This is a genomic window from Mycobacteroides sp. H001 (genome assembly GCF_001440005.1).
Lineage (GTDB): Bacteria > Actinomycetota > Actinomycetes > Mycobacteriales > Mycobacteriaceae > Mycobacterium > Mycobacterium gwanakae.
This window is the reverse complement of sequence record NZ_LJYH01000033.1, coordinates 107,325-132,765: the sequence shown is the minus strand read 5'-3', so window position 1 is coordinate 132,765 and position 25,441 is coordinate 107,325. Positions and strand designations below refer to the sequence as shown.

At 63.5% G+C, this 25,441-nt stretch carries 29 protein-coding genes; 10 read left to right on the top strand and 19 right to left on the bottom strand.

All coding sequences use genetic code 11. The annotated features are described in order from the left end of the window. Positions 1-97: 97 nt before the first annotated feature. Positions 98-640 carry a hypothetical protein gene (locus AOT83_RS15810; RefSeq protein WP_030093869.1) on the bottom strand — a complete coding sequence of 181 codons (543 nt, stop codon included), beginning with the start codon at positions 638-640 and terminating at the stop codon, positions 98-100. 147 nt (positions 641-787) lie between these two features. On the opposite strand from AOT83_RS15810, the gene AOT83_RS15805 reads away from it, so the two are divergent. Then, positions 788-2,152 carry an oxygenase MpaB family protein gene (locus tag AOT83_RS15805; protein WP_057966136.1) on the top strand — a complete coding sequence of 455 codons (1,365 nt, stop codon included), beginning with the start codon at positions 788-790 and terminating at the stop codon, positions 2,150-2,152. Here AOT83_RS15805 and AOT83_RS15800 read toward each other — a convergent pair. Then, the gene (locus AOT83_RS15800; protein ID WP_057966137.1) at positions 2,149-2,652 is read right to left on the bottom strand and encodes a hypothetical protein; all 504 of its coding nucleotides are present in this window, start codon (positions 2,650-2,652) and stop codon (positions 2,149-2,151) included. The two genes, AOT83_RS15805 and AOT83_RS15800, sit on opposite strands and share 4 nt — an antisense overlap. A gap of 166 nt (positions 2,653-2,818) precedes the next feature. On the opposite strand from AOT83_RS15800, the gene AOT83_RS15795 reads away from it, so the two are divergent. Then, the gene (locus AOT83_RS15795) at positions 2,819-3,385 is read left to right on the top strand and encodes a TetR/AcrR family transcriptional regulator (protein WP_030093872.1); all 567 of its coding nucleotides are present in this window, start codon (positions 2,819-2,821) and stop codon (positions 3,383-3,385) included. On the opposite strand, the gene AOT83_RS15790 is transcribed toward AOT83_RS15795, so the two are convergent. After that, on the bottom strand, positions 3,345-3,926 hold the full coding sequence (locus tag AOT83_RS15790; protein ID WP_030093873.1) for a hypothetical protein: 582 nt from the start codon (positions 3,924-3,926) through the stop codon (positions 3,345-3,347). The genes AOT83_RS15795 and AOT83_RS15790 overlap by 41 nt on opposite strands. A 101-nt stretch (positions 3,927-4,027) precedes the next feature. Between AOT83_RS15790 and AOT83_RS15785 the strand changes: the two genes are divergently transcribed. From AOT83_RS15785 to AOT83_RS15775, 3 genes are read left to right on the top strand one after another with little or no spacing between them, the layout of a single operon-like run. Continuing rightward, positions 4,028-4,339, top strand: coding sequence for a putative quinol monooxygenase (locus tag AOT83_RS15785; protein ID WP_030093874.1), 312 nt, complete (start codon positions 4,028-4,030; stop codon positions 4,337-4,339). A gap of 1 nt (position 4,340) precedes the next feature. Beyond that, a complete protein-coding gene (locus tag AOT83_RS15780) occupies positions 4,341-5,159 on the top strand; it encodes a mycofactocin-coupled SDR family oxidoreductase (protein ID WP_030093875.1) in 819 nt (272 codons plus the stop codon). A 2-nt stretch (positions 5,160-5,161) separates the two neighbouring features. Further along, positions 5,162-6,037: an SAM-dependent methyltransferase gene (locus tag AOT83_RS15775; RefSeq protein WP_057966138.1), complete on the top strand. Its 876-nt coding sequence runs from the start codon at positions 5,162-5,164 to the stop codon at positions 6,035-6,037. Here AOT83_RS15775 and AOT83_RS15770 read toward each other — a convergent pair. The 3 genes from AOT83_RS15770 to thyX all read right to left on the bottom strand — a co-directional run bounded on the left by AOT83_RS15770 (position 6,034) and on the right by thyX (position 9,436). After that, the gene (locus AOT83_RS15770) at positions 6,034-7,725 is read right to left on the bottom strand and encodes a ribonuclease J (RefSeq protein ID WP_030093877.1); all 1,692 of its coding nucleotides are present in this window, start codon (positions 7,723-7,725) and stop codon (positions 6,034-6,036) included. The genes AOT83_RS15775 and AOT83_RS15770 overlap by 4 nt on opposite strands. Continuing rightward, complete coding sequence (gene dapA / locus AOT83_RS15765) at positions 7,726-8,601, bottom strand: 4-hydroxy-tetrahydrodipicolinate synthase (protein ID WP_075874262.1); 876 nt, start codon at positions 8,599-8,601, stop codon at positions 7,726-7,728. 82 nt (positions 8,602-8,683) lie between these two features. After that, positions 8,684-9,436: an FAD-dependent thymidylate synthase gene (thyX, locus tag AOT83_RS15760; protein ID WP_030093879.1), complete on the bottom strand. Its 753-nt coding sequence runs from the start codon at positions 9,434-9,436 to the stop codon at positions 8,684-8,686. A 99-nt stretch (positions 9,437-9,535) separates the two neighbouring features. Here thyX and AOT83_RS15755 point away from each other — a divergent pair, with 99 nt between their 5' ends. Continuing rightward, positions 9,536-10,228 (top strand): hypothetical protein, encoded by a 693-nt coding sequence (locus tag AOT83_RS15755; RefSeq protein ID WP_057966139.1) that lies wholly within the window; start codon positions 9,536-9,538, stop codon positions 10,226-10,228. Positions 10,229-10,251: 23 nt separating this feature from the next. Then, complete coding sequence (locus AOT83_RS15750) at positions 10,252-10,794, top strand: YceI family protein (protein ID WP_057966196.1); 543 nt, start codon at positions 10,252-10,254, stop codon at positions 10,792-10,794. On the opposite strand, the gene AOT83_RS15745 is transcribed toward AOT83_RS15750, so the two are convergent. From AOT83_RS15745 to dapB, 9 genes are all read right to left on the bottom strand, one after another. Further along, positions 10,757-11,980 carry a crosslink repair DNA glycosylase YcaQ family protein gene (locus tag AOT83_RS15745; RefSeq protein ID WP_109394688.1) on the bottom strand — a complete coding sequence of 408 codons (1,224 nt, stop codon included), beginning with the start codon at positions 11,978-11,980 and terminating at the stop codon, positions 10,757-10,759. The two genes, AOT83_RS15750 and AOT83_RS15745, sit on opposite strands and share 38 nt — an antisense overlap. After that, entirely contained in the window at positions 11,977-12,621 is a 645-nt protein-coding gene (locus tag AOT83_RS15740; RefSeq protein WP_057966198.1) for a thioredoxin domain-containing protein, read from the bottom strand. The genes AOT83_RS15745 and AOT83_RS15740 overlap by 4 nt, the downstream gene beginning before the upstream one ends. Before the next feature lie 29 nt (positions 12,622-12,650). Continuing rightward, positions 12,651-13,142 (bottom strand): dihydrofolate reductase, encoded by a 492-nt coding sequence (locus AOT83_RS15735; RefSeq protein ID WP_030093884.1) that lies wholly within the window; start codon positions 13,140-13,142, stop codon positions 12,651-12,653. Then, positions 13,139-13,939 carry a thymidylate synthase gene (locus AOT83_RS15730; protein ID WP_030093885.1) on the bottom strand — a complete coding sequence of 267 codons (801 nt, stop codon included), beginning with the start codon at positions 13,937-13,939 and terminating at the stop codon, positions 13,139-13,141. Before AOT83_RS15730 ends, AOT83_RS15735 begins: the two co-directional genes overlap by 4 nt. Before the next feature lie 74 nt (positions 13,940-14,013). Then, positions 14,014-15,291: an acyltransferase gene (locus AOT83_RS15725; protein WP_057966199.1), complete on the bottom strand. Its 1,278-nt coding sequence runs from the start codon at positions 15,289-15,291 to the stop codon at positions 14,014-14,016. Between the two features lie 177 nt (positions 15,292-15,468). Beyond that, a complete protein-coding gene (locus AOT83_RS15720) occupies positions 15,469-15,939 on the bottom strand; it encodes a hypothetical protein (protein WP_030093887.1) in 471 nt (156 codons plus the stop codon). A gap of 10 nt (positions 15,940-15,949) precedes the next feature. Next, positions 15,950-16,402 (bottom strand): flavodoxin family protein, encoded by a 453-nt coding sequence (locus AOT83_RS15715; protein ID WP_057966140.1) that lies wholly within the window; start codon positions 16,400-16,402, stop codon positions 15,950-15,952. Continuing rightward, positions 16,399-16,860: a hypothetical protein gene (locus AOT83_RS15710; protein ID WP_030093908.1), complete on the bottom strand. Its 462-nt coding sequence runs from the start codon at positions 16,858-16,860 to the stop codon at positions 16,399-16,401. The genes AOT83_RS15715 and AOT83_RS15710 overlap by 4 nt, the downstream gene beginning before the upstream one ends. After that, entirely contained in the window at positions 16,860-17,588 is a 729-nt protein-coding gene (dapB, locus tag AOT83_RS15705; RefSeq protein ID WP_164514088.1) for a 4-hydroxy-tetrahydrodipicolinate reductase, read from the bottom strand. Before dapB ends, AOT83_RS15710 begins: the two co-directional genes overlap by 1 nt. Positions 17,589-18,064: 476 nt before the next feature. Between dapB and AOT83_RS15700 the strand changes: the two genes are divergently transcribed. Both AOT83_RS15700 and AOT83_RS15695 read left to right on the top strand, forming a co-directional pair. Then, complete coding sequence (locus AOT83_RS15700) at positions 18,065-18,340, top strand: hypothetical protein (protein ID WP_044104072.1); 276 nt, start codon at positions 18,065-18,067, stop codon at positions 18,338-18,340. A 122-nt stretch (positions 18,341-18,462) separates the two neighbouring features. Continuing rightward, a complete protein-coding gene (locus tag AOT83_RS15695) occupies positions 18,463-20,712 on the top strand; it encodes a SulP family inorganic anion transporter (RefSeq protein ID WP_030093911.1) in 2,250 nt (749 codons plus the stop codon). 10 nt (positions 20,713-20,722) lie between these two features. Here AOT83_RS15695 and AOT83_RS15690 read toward each other — a convergent pair whose 3' ends face one another. Next, on the bottom strand, positions 20,723-21,238 hold the full coding sequence (locus AOT83_RS15690; protein WP_046254118.1) for an Lrp/AsnC family transcriptional regulator: 516 nt from the start codon (positions 21,236-21,238) through the stop codon (positions 20,723-20,725). A gap of 98 nt (positions 21,239-21,336) precedes the next feature. Here AOT83_RS15690 and ald point away from each other — a divergent pair, with 98 nt between their 5' ends. Further along, positions 21,337-22,452: an alanine dehydrogenase gene (ald, locus tag AOT83_RS15685; RefSeq protein WP_030093913.1), complete on the top strand. Its 1,116-nt coding sequence runs from the start codon at positions 21,337-21,339 to the stop codon at positions 22,450-22,452. Between the two features lie 11 nt (positions 22,453-22,463). Here the strand turns inward: ald and AOT83_RS15680 are convergent, their stop codons facing one another. The 3 genes from AOT83_RS15680 to AOT83_RS15670 are packed head-to-tail and all read right to left on the bottom strand — an operon-like array spanning position 22,464 to position 25,421. Next, complete coding sequence (locus tag AOT83_RS15680) at positions 22,464-22,838, bottom strand: VOC family protein (RefSeq protein WP_057966141.1); 375 nt, start codon at positions 22,836-22,838, stop codon at positions 22,464-22,466. Positions 22,839-22,878: 40 nt separating this feature from the next. Further along, complete coding sequence (locus tag AOT83_RS15675) at positions 22,879-23,904, bottom strand: hypothetical protein (protein WP_030093915.1); 1,026 nt, start codon at positions 23,902-23,904, stop codon at positions 22,879-22,881. Continuing rightward, the gene (locus AOT83_RS15670; RefSeq protein ID WP_057966200.1) at positions 23,901-25,421 is read right to left on the bottom strand and encodes an NAD(P)/FAD-dependent oxidoreductase; all 1,521 of its coding nucleotides are present in this window, start codon (positions 25,419-25,421) and stop codon (positions 23,901-23,903) included. Before AOT83_RS15670 ends, AOT83_RS15675 begins: the two co-directional genes overlap by 4 nt. Positions 25,422-25,441 lie beyond the last annotated feature (20 nt).

Below are 25,441 nucleotides of genomic sequence, written 5' to 3'. Positions count from 1 at the left end.
GCACCATCTGCAACACGGCTAAAACCGCTAGTAAGCAAATGTTTTGTCACCTACGCGAGGCCGCCCCGAGACAGTCTCGTGACCTGCGAAACCCGGCTCAGCGTTCGGGGCGCGGCTTCGTCTCACCCAGCCAGGACTGATTCGCCGCGATATAGAACTGATCGCCGTTGAAGCTGCTCGCGGAATGACCCCGGAAACAGTAGACGCCCTGATCCTTGGTGACTGCGCATTTGACGGCGCGGTAGTTGAAGTAGTTACCGGGTGTGAGCACCGGCGGACGCGTCGCCGGCGTGAACAGCGCGTCATTGGTGGTGTCGAAATGAGCACGCCAATCACCCGGGAACCAGGCTACTTGGTTCGTACCGGCAGGCGCCCCAGGGAACGAGCCGTTACAGCCGAAGCTTCCGTCGATCCAGATCGCACAGGTCAACCCGCGCGGCGTCGAAAACCATGCCCCATCGGTGTCGTCACGCAAGAACTGCTCGAAGTCGGCCTGCTTGAACTTGGTGGCGTTATTGACGTCGGGATAGGGATTCGGGTCCCCGGGAATGTCTGGGTCCGCCATCGCGAAGGCCAGCGATCCGGCAGTTAGTCCCAGCATCAGCGCGATAGGTGCCACTATCCGAGCCAGCAGCCGCATTCCAAGCCCTCCCGATATTCGTGGTTACTGAGTCAGCAAAATAGCGAGGCCGATTGTATTGACGCCGCCGATCCGGCGCGGGAAAACCGGCCAGACACTTGACAATGAGTGTTGCCAACATGCCTGTGTGCTCGCTAGCCTTTCCCCATGAGTGGCAACGGCGCCCTATCGACGGTCAGCACGCATCCCAACGACTACTACTGGCGGGCAGGTATGAACCTGCGCCCCGCACCTGCCCGGCTGCGCTTCGACGCGATGTGGACCCAATCCCGCAGGGACATCCTCGCGCCGTGGATGGACTTCCAGGAGATTCCCAGGGAAACGGCGCGTACCCAGCTGCTCGCCGATCACCTCTGGCAGGGCGACGAGCTGATGGATGCGGTCGTGGACCGCATCCGAAAGATGCCTGCGCGCCAGGGACGGGCGATGCTCACCCGGGCCCTTGACCACGGCATCGAATCGATAGAGAACCCGCCGGCAGAGTTTGTCGCGCTGTTCGCGCAGCTCGATAATCCGCCCCCGTGGTACGACCCCGCGCTCTGGGAGCGGGGCCGCCAGCTATGGAACAACTCGTCGTTGGCGGCGAAGTTCGGCATGGGGTTCGGCGACACCTTCGGCACCTTTGTGGGCGATGAAGTCGCCTATGCAACCGGGGCCACCGGAAGATTCGTCAACGACACCCTGCGGAGAAATCTGGAGACCACCGCGTGGTTCCGCAAGATGACCTATCGCGGAGCCCTGGAACGCTTTTCACAACCTTTCAAGGACACCGTGCTAGTTCGGCTGATGCACGCACAAGTGCGCGCCGGGCTCCGGCGCTCCTGGGGCGACGAACAGTTCGCTCACCACGGCAACCCGATCTCCAATTCGATGATGATGGGTGCAGCGATGACCTTCGGGCTCATCCCGCCACTGATCGACCATCAGCACGGGCGCACCCGCAGCATGGCCGATCTTGAAGCAGCAGTGATGTACTGGGCATACATCGCCTACGTATTCGGCGTCGCCGAGGAGCTGATCCCGAAATCCGTGGCCGAGGGCATGGAGACGATGGACTACATGGTCGCCTACGCCGGCGGCCCCTCGGAATGGACCGACGTCATGATGACCGCGGCATTCGGCTTCGTGGACAAGGGAATTGCCGGGCGGATCGGCCGACTGGTGTTCACCCCGGTTCTGGGTGTCGCCGCCTATTACGGCGGCGAGGACCTTGTCCGCGCACTTGTGCGCGCAACTCCCCTACGCGACGTGCGCCTCCAGCCGTGGACCACGATAACCGGCGTCGCGGTGCACGCCAATGTCCAGATGCGGCGGCTCACGGACAGGCTGCCGGGCGCCAAACGCCGTGCACAACAACGCAATGGTGAACTGCTGTGGTGGTCCGCGACGGTGATCAATCAGGCACTGGCCAGGCTCGGCGGAATGCGGGATACGTCCTACACCCATCACGACGCGACGGCGGCAACACCGGCCGGATGCCCGGTGCCGCACGCCCCGCGCGTCGGTGTCTAGCCCTGGGCCCCCAGCCAGGTCTTGCCCGGCGACACCATGAACTGGTTGGAGTAACTCGCGTAGTTGCCTCCGCCGGTGCAGTACACATTGTTCTCCGGCGTCGTGGCACAGCGGGTACTACCGAGTTCGATGTAGTTGTTGGCCGGCAACACTCGCTGCGCCTGTCCCGACGAGAACCTCGGCTGCCCAGTGTTATCGAAGTGCGCCGCCGACTCTCCCTTAAACCAGCCAACCTGGTTGGCGCCGCCGGGCGCACCCGGAATGACACCGGTGCATCCGAAGCTGCTGTCCTCCCATATCCCGCAGTCCAGGCCAAACGGCGTCGAAAACCACAGGCCGGGCTTGTCGGCGATACGGAATCCCTCGAAATCCAGCTTGGCGTACTTGCTGGTGTCCGGGTACGGATTCTTCGGAGGGTCCGCCGCAGCGGGCAACGCTGCACCCACCGACATCGCCAAGCCTGCCACCGCACCCATCATCGCAAACCATTTCTGCGACATAACTTGCATCTCCCCTGTTTCCCAGTATTGCTGCACTACGCATCCCGCGTGCAGAACTGCACTTGAAATCATACACAAATTGTTAACTGGAGAGATCATGCGGGCAGATGCAGTTACCTTCGCATTTCCCCTTCCGCTCATACATAGATTCATCTATGGTGAGAGCATGACCGAGAAGGTCTCTCGCCACGACTACTTCACTGCCGCGTTTGAACTACTGGCGGCTGGCGGCAAGCCCGCACTCACCACGACGGCGGTATGCCGCCGAATCGGCGTGACCACGGGCTCGCTGTACCACCACTTCGGCAGTGGGGCGGGCTTCTACCGAGCAGTCATCGATTACTGGGAGAACGACATCACTACCGCGCAGCGCCGCCGCGTGGACGAAGTATCCGATCCGCAGGAACGGCTGGTCGTGCTGGAGCAAGCAGCGCGTGAGGCAGACCATGAGGTGGAGAAGGCCATTCGCGCCTGGGCGATGGCGGACCGCTACGTGACGGCGGCGCAGCACCGCGTGGACCAGGTACGGCATCAACATCTCACCAAGCACTACATCGAAGCCGGCTTCGCTCCGGATCGGGCGGACACGATGGCACGCATTGGTTTCAGCATCTTGATTGGCGCTCAGCAGTTCGGCACCCAGGTAGACCGCAAGCGTCTCAATGCCGCACTCGATGAATACTCCGTCTGGATCAACTCGCTGGTGCCTGCGGAAGCGACCACGTCCCGCTGACCTTGGTGTAGCGAGACATCAGCGCCAGGGCCTGGTCGGGAAAGAGTTCACGGGGGAAGGCTTCACGCATTCCCGGCCGCGCGGAAAACAAGATCCCCACGGCGTTGTCGTTCACCACAACGTTCTTAATCTCGGCGTAGTCCCGCAAAACCATCAGCCGAGTGGTCAGAAATGATTGCCCGAGTAAGGCATTCGTCGTTGGGCGCAGTACCCAGAACGTGAACTCTGACGCCCCGAACTCGGCACGCTGCACCGTCCCGACAGGTATCGCCTGCATGGACAGCTGGGTACGAGAACGGATTCTCGACGCGATCAGCGCCGCCGCCGCAATCACAACGATCAGGATCACCACACCGGCGCCAGCCGCCACAAACACGAAGAAGAACGCGACGTACAACACGGCCCCGACGAGCAGAATCCAGACGCCCCGGGAACGTGCAACCGTCTGAAGCGCGCCCTTTGCAAGTTTGCCCCGTCCCTCTTCGGTGAGGACAACCTCGGTTCGGATGGGCGGCCCGCTCGCCAGGTCGTGATCGGTCATATCCCTCCCTCGATATCCCCCACAGCGTATCGACCGCAAGGCGCCCCAGCTGGCTTCGGTACGGTGGAATTCGATCCACTCCCAACGACGAGAGGTGTTCCATGCCCACTGTGGTGGCGTTCCTGTATCCCCAGCCCGACAAGCGCGACGAGGTTCGTGCCGCACTCCTGGAGACCATCCCCCAGGTCCACGACGAGGCGGGCTGCAATCTCTACTCCCTGCACGAGGCACACGATCGCTTCGTCTTCGTCGAGTCGTGGGCGAGCAACGAAGCACTCGCAGAGCATGGGAAAGCGCCGGCCGTCACCGCGATGTTCGGCAAGGTAGGACCGCTACTCAGTCAGGCGCCGGAAATCGTTGTCGCCGAAGCGCTTCCCGCAGGTGATCCGGCCAAGGGCGATCTGACCCACTGACATGGGCAAGCTGGATGGCAAGGTCGCGTTTATCACCGGCGCGGCCCGCGGCCAGGGCCGTGCCCACGCCATCAAGCTGGCGTCCGAGGGAGCCAACGTCATCGCGGTGGACATCTGCGCACAGATACCCTCCGTGGAGTACCCGATGGCCACCGCGGAGGATCTCGATCTCACGGTCAAGGAGGTCGATGCCCTGGGGCGTGCCATCTCGGCACACGAAGCCGATGTGCGCGACCGGCAGGCATTGCAAAGCGCCTTCGACGCCGGTGTCCAAGCCCTTGGGCCGGTTGACATCGTGATTGCGAACGCCGGTATCGCCACCCTCACTCCCGAAAGCGGCGAGGATGGCTGGACCGATGTGCTCGATGTCAATCTCACCGGGGTGTATCACACGATCGAGGTGGCCCGGCCGTCGATGGTCGAGCGCGGCGCGGGCGGATCGATCGTGCTGACCAGCTCGGTGGCCGGCCTGACCGGCATGGTGATGAACACCCCAGGTGGACTGGCCTATACCGCCGCTAAACACGGGCTGGTCGGGCTCATGCGGTCCTATGCCAACATGCTTGCGCCACACAGTATCCGGGTGAACACGATTCACCCGGGCGGTGTCGCGACCCCCATGCTGGTGAACCCGGTGACAGAAGAGCTGTTCGCCAACGGCGCGCCCGAAGGCATGTCCGATACCGGCCATGCCTTGCCGGTGGTTCTCATGCCCGCCGAGGACATGGCCAACGCCGTGGCCTGGCTGGTGTCCGAGGATGCGCGGTACGTCACCGGCGTCGCACTCCCCGTCGATGCCGGGTTCACCAACAGGCGCTAGACATGTCACGGAAAAATCCTGCCGCACAGACTGCGTACGGCCCCATGGCCATCGCAGCCATCGAGCAGCATGAGCCGCCCGGGTCCCGGATCGTCGACGACGACCTGGCGGCCCGAATCCTGCCCACCGCGTCACGGTGGTTTGTCCGCCTCACCGCGTGGACGACGCTGCGGAACCTGTTGATCACGCTGGCGGAGAGAAGCGGCCAAGGCGCCTGGTCCATCTTTGTGTGCCGTAAGCGTTACATCGATGATCAGTTGGCCTCGTGGGCAGACATCGCGGAAGCGGTCGTCAATTTGGGTGCGGGAATGGACAGCCGGGGATGCCGACTGTCCCGAACCTCATCGATACCGGTCTTCGAAGTCGATCAGCCGGTGAACATCTCGGCCAAACGACGTGCGATCCACCAGGCGGTGGGCGTTCTACCGCCGTCGGTGCACCTGGTGGCCGTCCACTTCCAGCATGACAATCTGTCCGACGCACTGCTGCGGGCCGGGCACGATCGCACCTCACGCACCTTCTTCATCTGGGAGGGCGTCACGCAGTACCTTTCCGAGCCCGCGGTTCGGGCGACGCTGGACTATCTGAGCACCGCTGCACCAGGCAGTCGCCTCGCCTTCACCTACGTGCAACGCGATTTCATAGACGGTTCGAACCTGTACGGGAACACCATGCTGTACAAACGTTTTCGGATGCGCCGCCAGGTATGGATGTTCGGTCTCTCCCCTGCCGCGGTGGCGCCACTGCTCGCCGAGTACGGCTGGCGGGTGCTCGAGGATGTCAGCGGCCCCGAATTCCAGACGCGTTATCTGGCACCCGCTGAACGCAGGCTCTCGACCACCGAGCTCGAACGGACCGTGCTCGCGGAGAAGTCTTAGTCGACCGTCAGCACGGTCGGCACGATCATGGGCTGGCGGCGGTAGGTCTCGCCAACCCATTTGCCCACCACGCGCCGCACCGACTGCGCGATGCGGCCGGTATCGCTGACCGACTGTTCGGCAAGTGAATTCAACTCGGCAATCACCATCTCGGTGACCGGGTCCAGGGCCTTGGCGTCATCGGAGAAGCCGCGCGAGAACAGCTCCGGCCTGCCGACCGGGCGTCCGTTGCTACGCACCACGACGGTGACCGCGATGAATCCGCCATTGCTCAAGACCAGGCGCTCGCCGACGGTGGCATCGGATACGTCGCCATCGACCAGGCCATGGACAAACATCTTGCCCACCGGAACCCGTCCCGCAATGCGCGCCCGCTCGTTGTGCAGATCGACACTCACGCCGTTCTCCGCCAATACGATCCGGTCTTCATCGACACCGGTCTTGACCGCAAGTTCGGCGTTGGCACGCAGATGCCGCCAGGTGCCGTGCACCGGCATGACATTGCGCGGGCGTACCGCGTTGTAGAGGTAAAGCAGCTCCCCGGCATAGGCATGTCCTGAAACATGCACCCGCGCATGGGTGTTTGTCACAACCCGGGTGCCCACCTTCGCAAGCGAGTCGATAATGCCGTAGACGGCTTCCTCATTGCCCGGCACCAGCGATGACGACAAGATGACCAAATCGTCAGGAGTCAGGGTGATTTGACGATGATCGCCACGGGCCATGCGTGATAGCGCAGCCATCGGCTCGCCCTGTGTGCCGGTGGTAACCATCACAACGCGTTGCGGTGCCAGCTCGTTCGCGGCCTCCACGTTGATCAGGTCGCGGTCCTCGACGTCGAGAAAGCCCAGATCGCGTGCGATACCCATGTTGCGCACCATCGATCGGCCCACGAGCGCGACACGGCGTCCGTGCGCGACCGAGGCATCGATGATCTGTTGCACCCGTGCCACATTGCTGGCGAAACACGCAATGATGACCCGGCCGCGCGCGGTCTCGATGAGCCGGTTCAGGGTGGGAGCGATCTCACTCTCCGATGGACCTACTCCCGGCACCTCGGAGTTCGTGGAGTCGACGAGGAACAGATCGACACCCCGATCACCCAGTCCGGACAGCCCGGGCAAGTCGGTGGGACGCCGGTCTGGAGGCAGCGGATCAAGCTTGATATCGCCGGTATGCAGGATGGTCCCGGCCTCGGTGTGTACGGCGATGGCGAGTGCATCGGGAATGGAGTGGTTGACCGCGAAGTACTCGCATTCAAAGGCGCCGTGAGTGGACCGCTCGCCCTCCTTCACCTTGATGAACCGGGGGGTGATGCGGTGCTCGCGGCACTTGGCCTCGACCAACGCGAGGGTGAAAGCCGAACCCACCACTGGGATATCGGGGCGCATCTTGAGCAGGAAGGGGATGGCTCCGATGTGATCCTCGTGCGCATGCGTCAAGACCAGCGCCTCGACATCGTCGAGACGATCCTCGATGTGGCGGATATCCGGAAGGATCAGGTCCACGCCGGGCTCGTCATGACCAGGGAAGAGCACTCCGCAGTCGATGATCAGGAGGCGCCCACGCAGTTCGAAAACCGTCATGTTGCGGCCGATCTCGCTGATACCGCCGAGTGCGGTGACGCGCAATGCGCCATCGGCGAGCGGACCGGGCGCACGCAGATCTTCGGGTGGCGTTATCGGCACCTACAGCACCCCGGCGGCGCGCATATCCGCGGCCAATCCCTCGATCTGCTCCGGGCTCGGCGGAACGTTGGGCAGGCGGGGGTCGCCAACATCGATGCCCTGCAACCGAAGCCCGGCCTTCACTGCTCCCACCGCTCCCAGCCGCCGGCACGCCTCTGTCACGGGCGCGATCTGCGCATTGAGCTTGCGGGCCGTTTCCACGTCGCCGGCGTTGTAGGCAACCAGCAGCTCACGCAACGGTCCGGCGACGAAATGCGATATGACGCTGACGAATCCGACCGCTCCCACCGACAACCAGGGCAGGTTCAGCGGGTCGTCGCCCGAGTAGTAGACGAGATCGGTGCCCGCGATGATCTGGGCACCGCCATGCAGGTCCCCCTTGGCATCCTTGACAGCCACGATGTTCGGGTGTGCCGCCAGCTCGCGGATGACGTGGAAGTCGATGGGGATAACCGAGCGCGGCGGAATGTCGTACAAGATGACGGGGACGTTCACCGCATCCGCGACCGCGGTGAAGTGGGCAAGCAGCCCTGCCTGCGAGGGCCGCGAGTAGTAAGGGGTGACGACGAGCAGGCCATCGGCTCCGGCAGCCTCGCACTCACGGGAGAGCTTGATGCTGTGCGCGGTGTCGTAGGTGCCGGACCCGGCGATGATGCGCGCGCGGTCGCCCACCGCGGCCACCACCTCACGCAGCAGGGTCAGCTTTTCGGCGTCGGACGTCACGGGAGACTCTCCGGTGGTACCGGAGAGCACGAGGCCATCGCACCCGGCGTCGACCAGGTGCGCGGCCAACCGGACCGCGGTGTCGACATCAAGGGCGCCATCGGCATCGAAAGGAGTCACCATCGCGGTGAGCACGGTGCCGAGCCGCGCCACTGTTTCACCTGCTGTCACGGCACGAGAATACCCGCCGCGACCAAGCGGTTATCCCCCGGCGGCTGTGTTGTATCCCTCGGTTCTATCCCTCGTAGACCAGCGGAGAGATCGCGACCTCCGTGCCGTCGGCCAGGGTCGCGATGTCGAAGTCACCAAAGATCGACGGCGCCAGGTCGGTGAGCTGGCGCAGACAAGCAATCGCGAGCCGGCGAATCTCCACGTCGGCATGCTCGCTGGCGCGCATCGCGATGAAGTGGCGCCACGCCCGGTAATTGCCGGTGACGACAATGCGAGTCTCGGTGGCGTTGGGCAGCACAGACCGGGCAGCCTGTCGCGCCTGCTTACGCCGCAACACGGCATTGGGAACGTCGGCGAGCTTGGATTCCAGCTTGTCCAGCAGTTCGACATAGGCAGCACGGCTCGCGTCGGTGGCCTTGCGAACCAGCTCGACCAGCTCCGGGTCGTCCGCGACCGCGGGCGGCAGCACCACATTGGAGTCCGCTTCGGGCACGAAACGCTGGGAAAGCTGCGAGTACGAGAAGTGCCGGTGCCGGATCAGCTCGTGCGTGCAGGACCGGGAGATACCGGTGATGTAGAACGTGACCGTCGCGTGCTCCAGCAGCGACAGATGCCCCACCTCGATGACGTGACGCAGGTAGCTCTCATTGGTGGCCGTGCGTGGATTGGGCTTGGACCAGCTCTGGTAGCAGGCCCGGCCGGCGAATTCGACGAGTGCCGGGCCACCATCGGCATCGGTGCTCCAGTCGATGTCTTCCGGCGCGATGAAGTCGGTCTTAGCTATCAGCTGCACGCGCAGCGGCACGATCTCAGCCACGCGCAACACCCTATCGGCGGTCGCGGCCGGTCAGTCACCAGAGCACTCCCGCCATCATCTCGGCATGCGTTCCGCAACTCCCACCGCTACCTTTGACATGTGCGCATCCTTGAATGGCAAACCGGAGATCGGGCTGAGCTGCGGGCGTTCATCCGCCCATACCTCGTAGCCGGGTTCTGGTCGCGGGACGAGGTCGAAGAATCCGTCGCCGAATGGGTAGACGATTCCGGCCAGATCGATCCCGAGGAGGCCGCCGCACTGGTCCACGGGATGTGGAACGAACGGCTGGCCGAGCAGACGGCATGGGCCGACACCGGCGACTATGGCCGACTTCACTACACCTTCACTCAGCTGGAATCCGAGGGCATCCTCGCGCGTATGTGCTTCGCCTGCTGCACAACCTGCGCCACCTCCGAGATCGACTTCGAGCGCACCGTCAATCCCAACTCACCCGATTGGTACCGCTACCACCAGTGGGCGTACACCTACTTCCACGAACAAGATGCGCTGCGCCTTGCCTCGGATAATCCGACTCTTTACTTGGGGTTCAGCGCGTTTCGTGCTCACCCCGAGTTACCGGCAGCGCTACTGGAGGCGTACCACCGGAACGACCCGGACGCGCAGGCCGAGGTACACGCACGCACCGACACGTTCGTCGGCCGACGAATTGTGCAGCTAGCGGAGCATTTCGGGCTGAACACATCGTGGTCGGGCTCGGGAAAGACCAGGATCGAGGTGCACGCCGATCAGTGGCGCAAACCGTTGCCGACCGGTTCCCAGCCAGCGCGATAGATGACACCCTTACGATCGGCCCGGTGAGCTCCTGGACGCTTGGACCCGAGAACGGCACCCTGATCCTGCGCACCGGCGTCACCGGACCCGCGGCACGGATGGGGCATCGATTGACGCTCACCATGAGGACGTGGACCGTCACGGTCGACGGACCCGATGACCAGCCGTCGTCGGCCAGTGTCGTCGTCGAGGTGGACTCACTGCAGGTCGAAAGCGGCGAAGGTGGACTGACACCACTTTCGGCACCCGAGAAGATCATCGTGCGATCCAATGCGCTGAAGACTCTGAACGCCAAACGTTTTCCCCTCATCGAGTTCCACGCGGAGACGATCACCAAAAAGGCCGCGAACTACCGCATGCATGGTCCGCTGACGATCCATGGAGTGACACAGAGTGTCGAGCTGGACCTCGCGGTGACCGAGGACGGCGACGACCAGCTGCTGCACCTCACCACGGAGATATCGCAGCGGGCGTACCAGGTGAAACCGTTCTCGATGGCGATGGGATCTCTGAAGGTCACCGACCTCGTCACCGTGTCGTTCGAAGCGCGCCGCCCAGCGCTCTGACCAAGTCGCCGCGCCTGCCGACAGCGACCGAATCCAGACCCAACCACGACGCCATGCCGGTCAGCTGTGCGGCAAGCGGCCCCGCGATGCGCGCCGGGTCCTGTCCCTGCTCGGCAAACGCACCGATGACATTGAGTGTCCCGGCCGCACGGTCGGCCTTCAGATCGACCCTGCCGACCAGACGCCCGTCGAGCAGAAACGGCCAGACGTAGTAGCCGTACTGCCGCTTGGGTGCCGGCGTGTAGATCTCGATGCGATAGTGAAAGTCGAAGAGCCGCTCGACCCTGGGACGGAAGAAGATCAGCGGATCGAACGGGCACAACAACGCCGTGCCCCGGTCGGCACGTGGAATCGTCTGCCCGGCAGCCAGATACGCTGGTGCGCTCCAGCCCTCGACGGTTACCCTCTCGACTTCCCCCGCATCCGTGAGCGCGGCCAGTGCCGGTTTGATCTGCCCCGCCGAGAGCCGGAAGTAGTCACGGATATCGGCCTCGGTTCCCATGCCCAGCGCACGCACCGCGCGGCGTGCCAGTTCCAGTACGGCCTCCTCATCGGAGATTTCGCGTTGGTAGATGTCGGCAGGAATCACTTTGTGCGCCAGCTGATAATGCCTCGAGAACCCGACGCGCTTGTCGGTGGTCAGCTCGCCCGAAGAGAACAGGGCTTCCGCGATCCACTTGGTCTCACTGCGATCCCACCATGGGCCCTTGCGGCCCGGCGCTTCCTTTTCCAGGTATGCCTCGATCTGCCCGGCGGTGCACGGCCCGAGTTCGGCGACGGCAGCCAGCACCTCATCAACAAGGCCCGGGTTCTCCTCGACGAACTTTCGCGCCCATCGCCCGTGCCGGTACTCGCGCATGCGCCAGCGCATCAGTGGCCAGTCCTGGATGGACATCAGCGCCGCCTCGTGCGCCCAATACTCAATGAGCAGCCGAGGCGTACGCGTGCTGTGGCTCCAGGCGGCGTCATCAAGAAGTGAGCGGTCGTAGGGCCCAAGCCTGCTGAACACCGGGGCATAGTGGGCACGCACCGCCACGGATACCGAATCCAGTTGTAGTACCTGAATTCTGGAGATGAGTTTACGCAAGTGAGCACGGGTGACCGAAGTCGCGGGTGCGTCGGTGAAGCCCTGCGCCGCAATCGCGATGCGACGCGCCTGCACGATGCTCAACCCCGCCCGGCTCACCGTGCTCCCACGAGGCGGGCCAACCAATCGGAGTCGGACGGGTCGATCATCTCCCCCGAACTGTCAATGACGCCGGGGACACCGCCCAGGCCGTGGTCCGTCAGCTGCTGCTCATTGCCCGCCGTCCGCTGCCGATCGGCATCGGTGACCTGAAGAGACGAAATCTCGTGCAAGACATCGCCCGTCACTCCGGCACCGGCGGCGATCTCGCTGATCTGCAGATTGGTGAGGTTCCCCACGCCTTCGACCGGTTGTCTTCGGAACATCTCCCCGATGAAGCCCAGGATCACGGCATCGGCCGCACCCGCCTTGTCGATCAGGAACAGCGCGGCCGACGCCCGCGATGAGTAGTCACCGCTGGCCGAGATCGGGTCCAGAAAGCTCACCGGCCTATAGGTCACCTGCAAGCGCCCCTCGGTGACGTACTTCGTGATCTCCTCGCCGTACTCGGCTTCGAATCGCTGACAGAACGGGCATTGGAAGTCTACGAACACCGTGATCCCGGCTGCGACATCGCCCGCGCCGCCCACCGTCACACCGGCACCTTGGCTACTTCCCCAGCCTGCGGCGGCAGCGGGGGCCGACGCGGTTCCGTCAACGACGCGGGTACAGCCGGTAAGTGCCAGCACCGCGGCGGCCATCACGATGACCACTCGGAGGAGCGCAGGCCTCACACGTCGACCTTCCGGTAACTCAGGAACTGGTATCGCAACCCGGATTCACTTGTCTGCCAATCATTTCCCTCTGCCAACCAGCTCTCGTCGAGCTCCGGAGCGAGGGCATCACCCGGAACATCGGCGTCCACCACCGTCACCTCGCATCGCTGCGCCAAGGGCAGGAACAGCCGGTAGATCTCGCCGCCTCCGATGACCCACGGCGCCTCATCGGAGGCGGCCAGCGCGGCGTCGGCACACCCGACGGCCAACGCTCCGTCCGGTTCGAACAACGCATCCCGGGTCAACACGATGTTGGGCCGCCCCGGCAACGGCCGGACACTGGAGGGCAGCGACTCCCAGGTCTTGCGGCCCATGATCACCGTGTGCCCCATAGTGATTCGCTTGAAGCGTGCTTGATCCTCCGGCAGCCGCCACGGGATGGCGCCATCCGCACCGATGACGCCGTCGCGGGATTGTGCCCAGATCAGACCGATGGTCCCCGTCATACCGCGACAGGCGCCTTGATGGCCGGATGGTGCTGATAGTTCTCGACCGTGACATCTTCGTATTCGTAGTCGAATATCGAATCACGCTGCGCCAGAACAAGCCGGGGATACGGATACGGATCGCGACTGAGCTGCTCGGTGACCTGCTCGATGTGATTGTCGTAGATATGGCAGTCGCCACCGGTCCACACGAAATCGCCCACGCCCAGCCCTGCTTGCGCCGCCATCATATGGGTGAGCAGTGCATAGCTGGCGATGTTGAACGGAACGCCGAGAAACAGGTCGGCACTGCGCTGATACAGCTGACAGCTCAGCTTGCCGTCGGCAACATAGAACTGAAAGAACGCGTGACACGGCGGCAACGCCATCTGCGGGATCTCGCCCACGTTCCAGGCCGAGACGATGTTGCGGCGCGAATCGGGGTCAGTGCGCAGCAGGTCGAGCGCGGCACTGATCTGGTCGATGTGCTCACCCGAGGGGGTGGGCCACGATCGCCACTGCACCCCGTACACCGGACCCAGCTCCCCCGTCTCCGATGCCCACTCATCCCAGATGGTGACCCCGCGCTCTTGGAGCCAGCGGACGTTGGATTCGCCGCGCAGGAACCACAGCAGCTCGTAGATCACCGACTTCAGATGGACTCGCTTGGTGGTGATCAAGGGGAAGCCCTCGTCCAGGCGGTAGCGCAGCTGGTGGCCGAAGACGCTGCGGGTGCCGGTGCCGGTGCGATCCGACTTCGGCGTGCCCTGGTCGAGCACGAGACGCAACAGATCCTCGTAAGGAGTGGGAACGGGCACGGAGCTAGCTTACGGTGCGGCCATGACGATCCCCGGCCTCCGACGCACGGAGAGCGCCGCCTGCGTAGCGCCCTTCACCGGTTCGCGAGCCCGTGGACCCGTGCGACGATATCTGTGCGCAGCGCGGCCGCCTGGTCGTCGGTGAGCGACGCCTCGGGAAATTTGCACACGATGGTGAACTCATCGCCGATCGAGTAGACCTCATAGCGGGACGCCTGCGGCGCAAGCACTCCGCCCGCGATGGTGGCCGGTGGCGTGGTCAGCTGGGCGTCGAAGTCTTCCAGGATCACGTCCTGCGGCAAGGGCGGGATGGGCAGCACACCGGGGTTGGTAATCCGGATGAACGGTCCAAAACCGCCCGCCAAAACGCCGTCAGCGATGTGGTGCACGCTTTGCACAAGAAAACCCGTGTCAATGTCCTCATGAATTTGACGCGCCACCTCAGCGCCGATCTGCACGGGATCGTCATTCCCGCGGACCAAGACTTGGCTTCGCGCGATCATGATTCCGTTGGCGATCTCACCGAGCTCGGCGGGCGGCGTCAGATGGCGGCGATAGTCGACGAGCGATTCGAAGCCCAGGTTCACCGGCTCGTCGGTGTCCACGAAGATCAGCGCGCGCTCCGCGAGCGCGATCACACCGGTAATCAGTGTGTTCACGGTGGTCTGACGTTGCCGCGCCGCGGTCCGCAATGCGGCGGAGGTCTCCGGATCGAAGCGCTGCTTCCATCCCAGCACGGGGGCTGAGGCGGCGGAAGATTCTTGCTGCCGGCCACCCCAGGACGTAGCACCGAACCAATGTTTGTCCGGGAGAGCGGTGCGCATGAGCCCCCGACTCTCCATCGCGGACTCCGGCGCCACAGGAATCGGTTGGCGCGGTGGATGTGGAATCTCACCTGTCGTGACGATCTGGGTATAGAGCTCCCACAGTTCGTAGAAGTAGACATAGCTCAGGCGCGCATCGGCGATCGAATGATCGACTCCTACCGCGACGGCGTGACCCGCTTCCCTGGGATGCACCAGGACCGCGAAGGTTCCGTCGTCGAGCGACAACACCGGAAGTGTCGCGACATCGTCCAGCGGCTCAGTCCGCAGGGCCACCACGGCATCACGCACGGGCTCGGTGGTTACCCGAAAACGGCGGCCGACCGGGTCGACTCGGGCCGCGAGAAACGGATGCTTGTGCTGCAAAGCCGTTGCCGCCGCGCGCAGTGCGGATATATCCAGATCGCCCCGCAGCCAGGCCACATACCAAATGGTCGTGTACTTGCGCAGATGGTTCAATTCCGATTCCGCCACCGAGAGCATCCGGTGAATATCTACAGTGTCGGTTGCGCGCATCGTGGTGTTCAAGGCTGTTTCCGATTTCATGTGGACTGAATTGATAAGCGACAATCTATGTCCATTGCGTGGATGCGCGGCACCACCGGAGATTCCATTCGATTAACATCGCGTAATCTCTGAAACCCGAGATAACAGACTATATCGAATATGACAGATTCGAATTTGCCACGGAATTATTAGAGCGCGTTATGACGAACCCCGGGACCGGAGACTCAACCTGCCGCTCAGCCCGTGCAGCGAACGCAATATCGAGCGCAGCGCGTAGAAACCGGCCACCAGCGTCAACGCCAGCATGACCAGGAACATGACCAGCCAGTTGCTCCGGGTGTGTTCGACGTTCCACCAGATCACGGTGAACAGAACAGCACCGATGAACACCAAAACGTCGCGCCAACCACCGCCGTAGGAGAGCGCCGCGGCACGCAGTGAACGGCCGCGATCGGTGCTGGCGATCAGATCGTCGATGCGCTGATCGATCGTGCGTTGAAACGCGGCGCGACGCTCCGTCTGCTCTTGCGGGATGCGGTCGAGTAGATCGAAATCCTTGGCGATCAACGCGCGGAAATCCGGGGGCTTGAGATTGCCTGCGACAGCACCCAGCAGGGCACCCCCGGCAATAGGCGCGGCTCCCAGGGCAAGTTCGGCAAGTCCGGGCATGCCAGTCTCCTCAATGCATCAAGATCGCGGCGAGCGTGCCGCCAAGGTTATAGGCCTGCTCGCGCACGGATGCGTCGATCGGCCCGACCACCTCAAGCGCATCTGCCGCTTCCTCCAGTGCGAGCCCGGTCGCGATCTTGTCCACCGCCGACACCGCACCGACTGTGTCGTTGTTGCCGTGCACCCATAGTCCGTAGGGACGTGTAGCGACATGATCCAGGCTCGGGTAGTAGACGGTGTCGAAGAAATGTTTGAGGGCACCGGACATGTATCCGAAATTCGCGGTGGTGCCGAACAGGTAACCGTCAGCATCCAACATGTCGGTAATCGTGGCGGCAAGAGCGGGCCTGATCACGACCTCAACTCCGGAGATGTCAGGGTCCTTCACGCCCGCCAACACCGCTTCCAGCAGTTCTCGCGTGGCGGGCGACGGCGTGTGATGAACGATCAGCAGACGACTCATACTGGCCCGTCCTGCTGTATCTGCACGGCGGTGCGCATCGTCTCGCGGGCGCGGCCCCGATCCCCCGCATAGTCATATGCGCGCGCCAGCCGATACCACCCCACCCAATCGTCGGGTTCGGCCTCAACTTCTGCTTTGACCGTCGCGAAGAGGGCGTCGGCGTCCTCGCGATTGACGCGCCCTGACGGAGTCCTACGCAGGGCACTCACATCGAGATCGCGCCCCAACTCCGAGGCCAGACCCGCGAGCCGTTGATGCGCGAAGCCCGCGCGAAGGGTGGCGACCATCGCCCATAGGCCGATGAACGGAAGGATGAGCACGGCAAGACCCAGGCCGATCGCCGCCGGTTTCCCGGTGCCGATCAATGTGACGCCCATCCGGCCCAGGATCAGGAAGTACCCGACCATCGCCGCGCACATGAACGCGATGAGGATCTTGACCCGGGCTGCGGCGGACACTACAGCTCCAGCAGGGGCTCGATGCCGATCGTGAGGCCAGGCCGGGCGGCGACATTGCGCACGGCCAGCAGCACACCCGGCGCGAACGACGACCGGTCGATGCTGTCGTGGCGGATGGTCAACGTCTCGCCGGTGGTTCCGAACAACACTTCCTGATGGGCGACGAGTCCGGCGACACGCACCGCATGCACCCGCACCCCATCGACATCGGCGCCACGCGCCCCCTCGATCCCCGTGCTGGTGGCATCGGGGCTCGGCGGCAATCCCTTGCGGGCCTCGGCAATCAGTCGTGCGGTGCGCGTGGCTGTCCCGGAGGGGGCGTCTGCCTTGTTGGGGTGGTGCAGCTCGATGACCTCGACCGACTCGAAGAATCGGGCGGCCTGCTGAGCGAACTTCATCGACAGAACGGCGCCGATCGCGAAGTTCGGAGCGATGAGCACCGCCGTGCCCGGGCTGTCGGCCAGCCAGGCCCGCACCTGATCCAAGCGTTCGTCGGTGAAACCCGTGGTACCGACAACGGCATGAATACCGTTGCTTATCAAGAACTTCAGATTGTCCATGACGACTTCGGGATGGGTGAAGTCGATGACGACGCGGGCCGCGGTAAGCGCCTCCAGCGGGTCGTCTTTGTCGACGGCAGCCACCAGGTCAAGATCCCCGGCGGCCTCAACGGCCTGACACATGGCCTGGCCAACCTTGCCCTGCGCTCCGAGCACTCCGGTCGCGATATTAGTCACGCCGGTCACCCTAATCCCCGGTGCCGAGAGGGCACAGATGACGCCCGACTAAGAGAGGCGTAGTCACCCGCCCGGGCAATGGCGATGTTGCCGCACCAAGGAAAGTTCACCAGGACGACACCGGGCGTCTACCCGAGCTACGCTACGTCTATCAGTCGATCGATTTGCCAGGCGATGATGTCAACTCCTGGTTGAGCCTTTTTTTGATCGGGTAATCGACTGTAATTTTCCTCGGTCGAGCAACCAACTGTGACGGTGGTCACGACTCTGGCAACCATTTGCCGGGGTCACGCGACGCTCTCAGGTTCCTCTCAGAAACATATCTCTAGCTGCGATACCTCCAGTTTGAGGCCCGCACTGGTACTCTGAAGCCCATGTCGGGCCGCAAGCGATACATGCGCGCAGGGGGCGTCGCGATCGCTCTTCTTGCGGCCCTGTGCTTCCTTGGCCCTGCCACACACGGGCAGATGTTCGGATGGCGAGCAGCCATCATCGGAACTTCGCCAGCATCGAACCTGCTGCCCGAGGAAGTCCACGAGCACGTCAAGAGTCCTGTCAGCGCGACCGCTACACGGATCCGCCAGCAACCTGGCTCGATACCCGTTCCGGCCGCGTTCGTGATGACAGCACTGTTGGGCGCCACTCTGCTGGCGCTCTTGGTGTCGCGAGGCTTCGTGTTCTCACGCGCACCCGACAATTTGGGACGACAACGCCTTATCACCATTGGAATAGATCGACGCTGAGCAGTCGCCGTGACGGCAAAGAAGCCGCCATACGCGTCTCACCCACCCATCTATCCACTCTGTCGCGCACGCGCATCTAGCCGCAGCTGCAGCGACCCCTCTTCCCGATAGGGCTTACTGTCATGACGACTTCCGTCACCGAGCAGGCTTCGAAGCCGTCGTTACTGCAGAATCTGCGGCACGACCTCCCCGCCTCCCTCGTCGTTTTCCTCGTCGCGCTGCCACTTTCTCTGGGCATTGCGATCGCCTCCGGTGCCCCGCTGATGGCGGGTCTGATCGCTGCCGTGGTCGGTGGCATTGTCGCCGGTGCCATTGGCGGATCACCACTGCAGGTCAGCGGTCCGGCCGCCGGCCTGACCGTGGTGGTGGCCGAGATCATCAACAAGTTCGGCTGGCAGATGACCTGCCTGATCACCATTGGTGCGGGCTTGCTGCAGATCCTGTTCGGGCTGAGCCGGATCGCCCGCGCCGCCCTGGCCATCGCGCCGGTCGTGGTGCACGCCATGCTCGCCGGCATCGGTGTGACCATCGCTTTGCAACAGGTCCACGTTCTCATGGGCGGCTCATCGCGCAGCTCCGCGTGGCAGAACCTGAAGGCGCTGCCCCAGGGGATCATCAATCACCATCTCCCCGATGTGATCATCGGCGTCATGGTCATTGCGATCCTGTTGCTCTGGCCCAAGCTGCCGCCCAAGGTTCGGATGATCCCCGGCGCCCTGGTGGCGATCGTGGCCGCGACCGCCTTCGCGGTCCTGACCAACTCTCCGGCCGAGCGGATCTCCCTGTCGGGCGACTTCTTTGACGCGATCAGCTTCCCGACGCTGATCGGTCCGGCCGACGGAGACTGGGCCGGAGTGCTTTTGGGCGTGCTGACCATCGCCTTGATCGCCAGTGTCGAGTCGCTGTTGTCCGCGGTCGCCGTCGACAAACTGCACACCGGTCCGCGCACCAACTTCGATCGCGAGATGATCGGCCAGGGCAGCGCCAACGTGGCCTCGGGCTTCCTGGGCGGACTGCCTGTCACCGGTGTGATCGTGCGCAGCTCGACCAACGTGGCCGCGGGCGCCAAGACTCGCGCCTCATCCATCCTGCACGGCGTATGGGTACTGCTGTTCGCCTCGCTGTTCAGCAGCGTGGTGCAGCTCATTCCGAAGGCCGCTCTGGCCGGTCTGCTGATCATCATCGGCGTCCAGTTGGTCAAGTTGGCCCACATGAAACTGGCCTGGCGCACAGGCGATCTGGCGGTCTACGCGGTGACCATCGTGTCCGTCGTGTTCCTCAACCTGCTCGAAGGCGTGGGCATCGGACTCGTCGTGGCCATCGGCATCCTGGTGGGCCGGGTCATGCGGGCACACATGGACGCACGTCCGTTCGGCACCGAGGGATCGCGACAGTGGCATGTCGAGCTCGACGGCACCCTGAGCTTCTTGTCGCTGCCCCGACTGACCAAGACGCTCAGCACGGTTCCCCCCGGCGCGCACGTCACGCTCGCGATCAACGCCGACTACGTCGACCACGCAATCTCGGAGGCCATCTCCGACTGGAAGCGTGCCCATGAGGCTGCCGGCGGCACCGTCATGATCGTGGAGTCTTCCCACGCCAAGTTGCACCACGCCCACACCACCCGGCCGCAGCGGCATTTCGTTTCGCGCGCTGTCGGTCTGGTGCCGTGGCGGTCGTGGCGACGCAGCGACAACGACGGCGTGGGCGCATCGATCATCGATGGCATCAACGAGTACAACAGCCGCGGCTCGGGTGCGCTGCGACCGCACGTATCGGAACTGGCCGACTACCAGGATCCCGATGCACTGTTCCTCACCTGCGGTGATTCGCGCATCCTGCCCAATGTCATTACGGCCAGTGGACCGGGCGACCTGTTCACGATCCGCAATGTCGGAAATGTGGTGCCCACCGATCCCGCCGATGGCTCGGTAGACGCATCGCTGGACTTCGCTATCAACCAACTCAATGTGAGTTCGGTTGTGGTGTGCGGACATTCCTCATGTGGCGCGATGAAGGCACTGCTGTCCGAGTCGACCGATGCGCCGACCACTCCGGTGGGACGCTGGCTCGACTATGCCCGCGACAGCCTCATCGCCTTCCAAGAACACCACCCCGCGCGCGCCAGCGCGGAGGCACACGGGTTCAACGAAGTCGACCAGCTCGGTGTCGTGAATGTGGCGATCCAGGTGGAACGCCTTATCCACCACCCGATTCTGGCCGGGGCCGTGGTGTCCGGACGGGTTCGCGTGGTCGGCACGTTCTTCAACATCGCCGAAGCGCACGTCTACGAGGTGGACGAGAACGGGATCGTGGGCCAGGACGGCAACACGAACGACATCGTGGAGGACCCTGCGCCGGCAACCAGCTGAGCGGCGACGCCTACAAAGGGGCTCCCCCACGTAGGTGCTCGAAGATCAATGACGTCTGCGTGCCCGCGACATCGGGCTGTGCGTTGAGTTTCTCAACCACGAAGGACCTGAGGTCCTCGGTGTCGCGGGCCGCCACGTGCAGGATGTAGTCGTCGGCGCCCGCCAGGAAGTACACGTCGATGACCTGTGGCAGCTGACGTATGTCCCGGATGAAGGTACGGATCTTTCCGCGCGCGTTGGCCTGCAGACTGACCGAAATCATCGCTTGCAGAGGCCGTCCGACGGCGGCCGGGTCGACATCGGTGAAGAATCCACGGATCACCCCGGTTTCCTGCAGGCGCCGGACCCGCCCGTGACACGTCGACGCCGCGATCCCCACGGCCTCGGCAAGCGCACTGTTGGGTATACGTGCGTCGTCATGCAGTTCCCTCAGAATGCGGCGGTCGACGTCATCAAGATCCACGCGCCGAACATCATTCGGCGCGGTTGGCATGTCGTACCGAGATTCCGGTGATTTCGCGGTCATTGATGGAATGTACCGAATCTTCCACATAATTATTGCGTCTTTCCCGACGCTTCTTCACACTTGAACACGAGACTTAGTTCCGAAACAGGAGAAGCATCATGCGTGTAGGTATCCCTACCGAGATCAAGAACAACGAGTACCGCGTAGCCACCACCCCTGCCGGTGTGGCCGAGCTGACCCGCCGTGGCCACGAGGTGATCATCCAGGCCGGCGCGGGTGAGGGCTCTTCGATATCCGATGTGGACTTCAAAGCCGCGGGCGCGCAGGTTATCAACGGTGCCGAACAGGTCTGGGCCGAAGCCGATCTGCTCCTCAAGGTCAAGGAACCGATCGAGCCCGAGTACGCCCTGATGCGTCGCGGCCAGACTCTCTTCACCTACCTGCACCTGGCCGCATCCCTGCCCTGCACCGAGGCGCTGCTGAAGTCGGAAACCACGTCGATCGCCTACGAGACCGTGCAGACCGCCGACGGCGCACTCCCCCTGTTGGCCCCGATGAGTGAGGTGGCGGGGCGGCTCTCCGCACAGGTCGGTGCCTACCACCTGATGACCCCGGTGGGCGGCCGCGGCGTGGTGATGGGAGGCGTTCCGGGCGTCGGCCCCGCCGATGTGGTCGTCATCGGTGGAGGTGTCGCTGGGTACAACGCCGCGCGGATTGCCGCCGGAATGGGCGCCCATGTCACGGTTTTCGATGTCAACCTCAACAAGCTGCGCGAGCTGGATGCCGAATTCGGTGGCACAATCCGGACCCGCTACTCGTCCACCATGGACCTCGAGGGGGCCGTCAAGCGGGCCGACCTCGTGATCGGCGCGGTGCTCATCCCCGGCGCCAAGGCGCCCAAGCTCGTGTCGAATTCACTTGTAGCCCAGATGAAGCCCGGCTCGGTACTCGTCGACATCGCCATCGACCAGGGCGGTTGCTTCGCCGACTCGCGGCCCACCACCCACGACGAGCCGACCTACTCCGTGCATGACAGCGTGTTCTACTGCGTGGCGAACATGCCCGGCGCCGTACCCCGCACATCCACCTTCGCCTTGACCAACGCCACCATGCCGTACGTCTTGGCGTTGGCGGACAAGGGCTGGCAGCAGGCCTGCCGACAGGATGCCGCACTGGCCAAGGGGCTCTCGACACACGAGGGTGCCCTGCTCAACGCCCACGTCGCCGAGGATCTCGAGCTGCCCTTCACCGATCCCGCAGAGGTCCTCGCCTAGCGCAGCTCGCCCTATTCGTAGCTGACAAACGAGATAACGTTGCCGTCCAGGTCACGAACATGAAAATCCGTTCCACCCCAGGGTTGTTTGGCCGGGGCCTGGACGACCAGCGCACCACGGCTGCTGAATTCGTCGAAGAGCGGCCAGACGTCTGGCACTTCGATCCCACCCAGGATCAAGGAGTTTTCCGAGGCCGCAAGCTCGGCGAAGTTCGGTCGGCGAACAAAACGTAGGTGCAGGCACACCTGGTCTCGCGACACACCGCCATAGAACGGCGGCGTCCCGTGCAGGAAGTCGACGGCGAATCCGAGTGCCGTTCCGAAGTACTCCGCACTCGCAGAGACGTCGCGGACGAACAAGACCGGAACAAAGGACTTCAGATTCATCTGGTCCTTCAGAACCCCTCCTCTGCCGGTCGGGTCCGTCCTACACCGCGGTCTCCGCGGTGAGGTCGTTGGTCCACGTCGGTGTCTTGATCTTCTTGCGGTACGGCACTTTGTCGTTGAACTTGTTCACCGCACGCCCCACCTTATGCAGAGGATGATCGAAGTCGGTGAAGTAGGTGCTGTTGACGATGGGGTAACGCAGCACCCGGAAGACAGGCAACCGGCTGGCATTGCTGCTCTTACGACCGCCTGATTCGGCATAGCGATCGAACGCACGCTGAATCAGAATCGTGTCGATACCCATGTTTCGCATCGCGTCACCCACGCGGGTCAGAAAGCCCGCGAAGCGGATGACGTGAGGATTGGCCAAGCCAACCGCACGCACGATCGTCACCGGCTTGAGTAGCGGCGCCACATCCTCCACCAGCATCCGGGAGAACTTGCGGGTGCCCAGCATGTCCATCACCGCGAAACCAATTGCCAAATGCCGTGATTCGTCGGAGTTGATCTTGGCGAACACCTCATGGAACAGCGGATCCTCGACCTCGCCGGACAAGAATTTCAGGACGGCGCCGTCGAGCCCGACCTCGAAGAACGGGATGACAGTGGCCATGTAGACGAATGGCAGTCGGCGGTCACCGAGGTTGTCGAACCCGCGCAGCGCCTGCAACAGGGCCTTGATATCGCCGGACTGCGGCGGAACTTCGCCCTCCTCGAGCATGCCCCACCGGCGCATCAGCGCGATCTCGGCATTGGCGTGCCGCTGCTCCTCGGCATGAAAGTAGCTGTAGATCTCCCGCAACGTGTCGCTGGGCGCGGTAATACCCAGCGTGCCCATCATCCGGCCACCGATGTGCTCGATCCACACCAGATCCGACATGAACTGCTTGAGGTCGTCGAACTGCTCCGGGTTGATGGTCTCGGCCCCAGGCTTGTCCCAGTCGAAGTCCGCCAGAGTCCACTGCCTGGCCTTGATCTTGACCAGGACATTCTCAAAGAACTCGTCGTTCTTCGAGATGTCCTTGGTGTTCTCTCTGGTCAGCTCGTCCGGGAGCACTGCGGTCATTGGGCTACCCCTAACTTCGTCGAATTGGCGGAAATGAGTTCCTGCTGGGTAAGAATCTTGTAGTCGGCGGCATCCAGATCGGCCAGCGCACGCCGGAATTCGCTTGTCGTACCAGGGAAAAGCTCACTACCGACGGTCTCAGTTGGCTTGTACCAGCGGAACGCACCATCGCGCCAGGTGGTTCGATCGAATCGCCGTATCGCGCGCGCCTGCTCACGCTCCAGGGGCTCGCGGCGCACCTCGATGGAGACGAAAGCCAACGAATCAACCAGAGCCAGTGACGCTGTCACATAATCGATTTGCGCCTCGATATGCGACAGGCCCGCCAGCGCGTTGGAGCCGGAACCCGGACCGGTGAGCAGAAACAGATTGGGGAACCCGGGCACGTTCACGCCGCGGAAGGCCTTCGGCTGGGAACCCCATTGCTCGTCCAGCGTGGAGCCGTCCACCCCCTTGATGGAGAACGGCGCTTCGATCAGCACCTCGGGAGTATCGAGCGCGAAGACCAGACAGTCGGCCTTGTGAGTCATGGCATCGGCCGATCGCACTCCAATGGCGCTCACTCCGGTGACGGGCCACGGAACGAGCTTGCAATTGTCTTGCTGCAGAGCCGAATAGAACTCATCGGAGAACAGAATCCGGCGGCTGCCCGCACGATAGGCCGGAAGCAGGTTGCGACGTAACCAAGGATCCTTCACATTACGGTTGAGGTTATTCTCGGCCACCGCCTCGACGAACCGGGTGCCCACTCCCCGCCACACCAAACCACGGCGCAGCGCCTCATGCGAACGGCCGGCCACCCGTCCCGCAATGGATCCCGATGCACGCGAAAGCAGCCGCCCGGCCGTGCTCGACGATTCTCCGCCCCAGCGTGGCAGCACCCAGTCCGGAGTGCGCTGAAACACCCGCACCCGTGCCGCCTTCTTGACCAGTTCGGGCACCACATGCACGGTGCTGGCGCCCGCCGCGATCACCGCCACATTACGGCCGGTGAAATCGAAGTCCGGGTCCCAGTCCGCCGTGCTGAGCACGGGGCCCTCGAACTGCTCGATACCGTCGAGTTGTGGTGGCACCGGCGATGTTCCAGCGCCAACCGCCACGATGACGCGTCGCGCGAAGATCGATTTCTTACCCGCCACCGTGATCCGCCAGGTGGCCTTCGCGGGTTCGTACGCAAGCGCCGTCACCCGATGCCGCAGTCGCAGCACCGGCTCGAGGTTATGCCGCGCGATGAGGTCACGGTGATAGGACAGGACATTGTCACGGGTGGCCCACACCGAACGAGCGGATGTGTTGGGCGAAAACGCATACGACTGCTGCACCGCCAACTCATCGCCGGCAACGGAAGCGAAGGTGTTGCGCCTCCAGTAGCCGCCCACCTCGGACGCCTGCTCAAGAACCAGCAGGCTTTCCGCCCGGGCCTGGCGCAATCGAGCCGCCATCCCGAGTCCGGCCATGCCGGCTCCGATGACCACTACGTCAACAGGGTTATCGACTGCCATGTGCGCGGTTACCACCCTCATCTTCGTTGACGAAT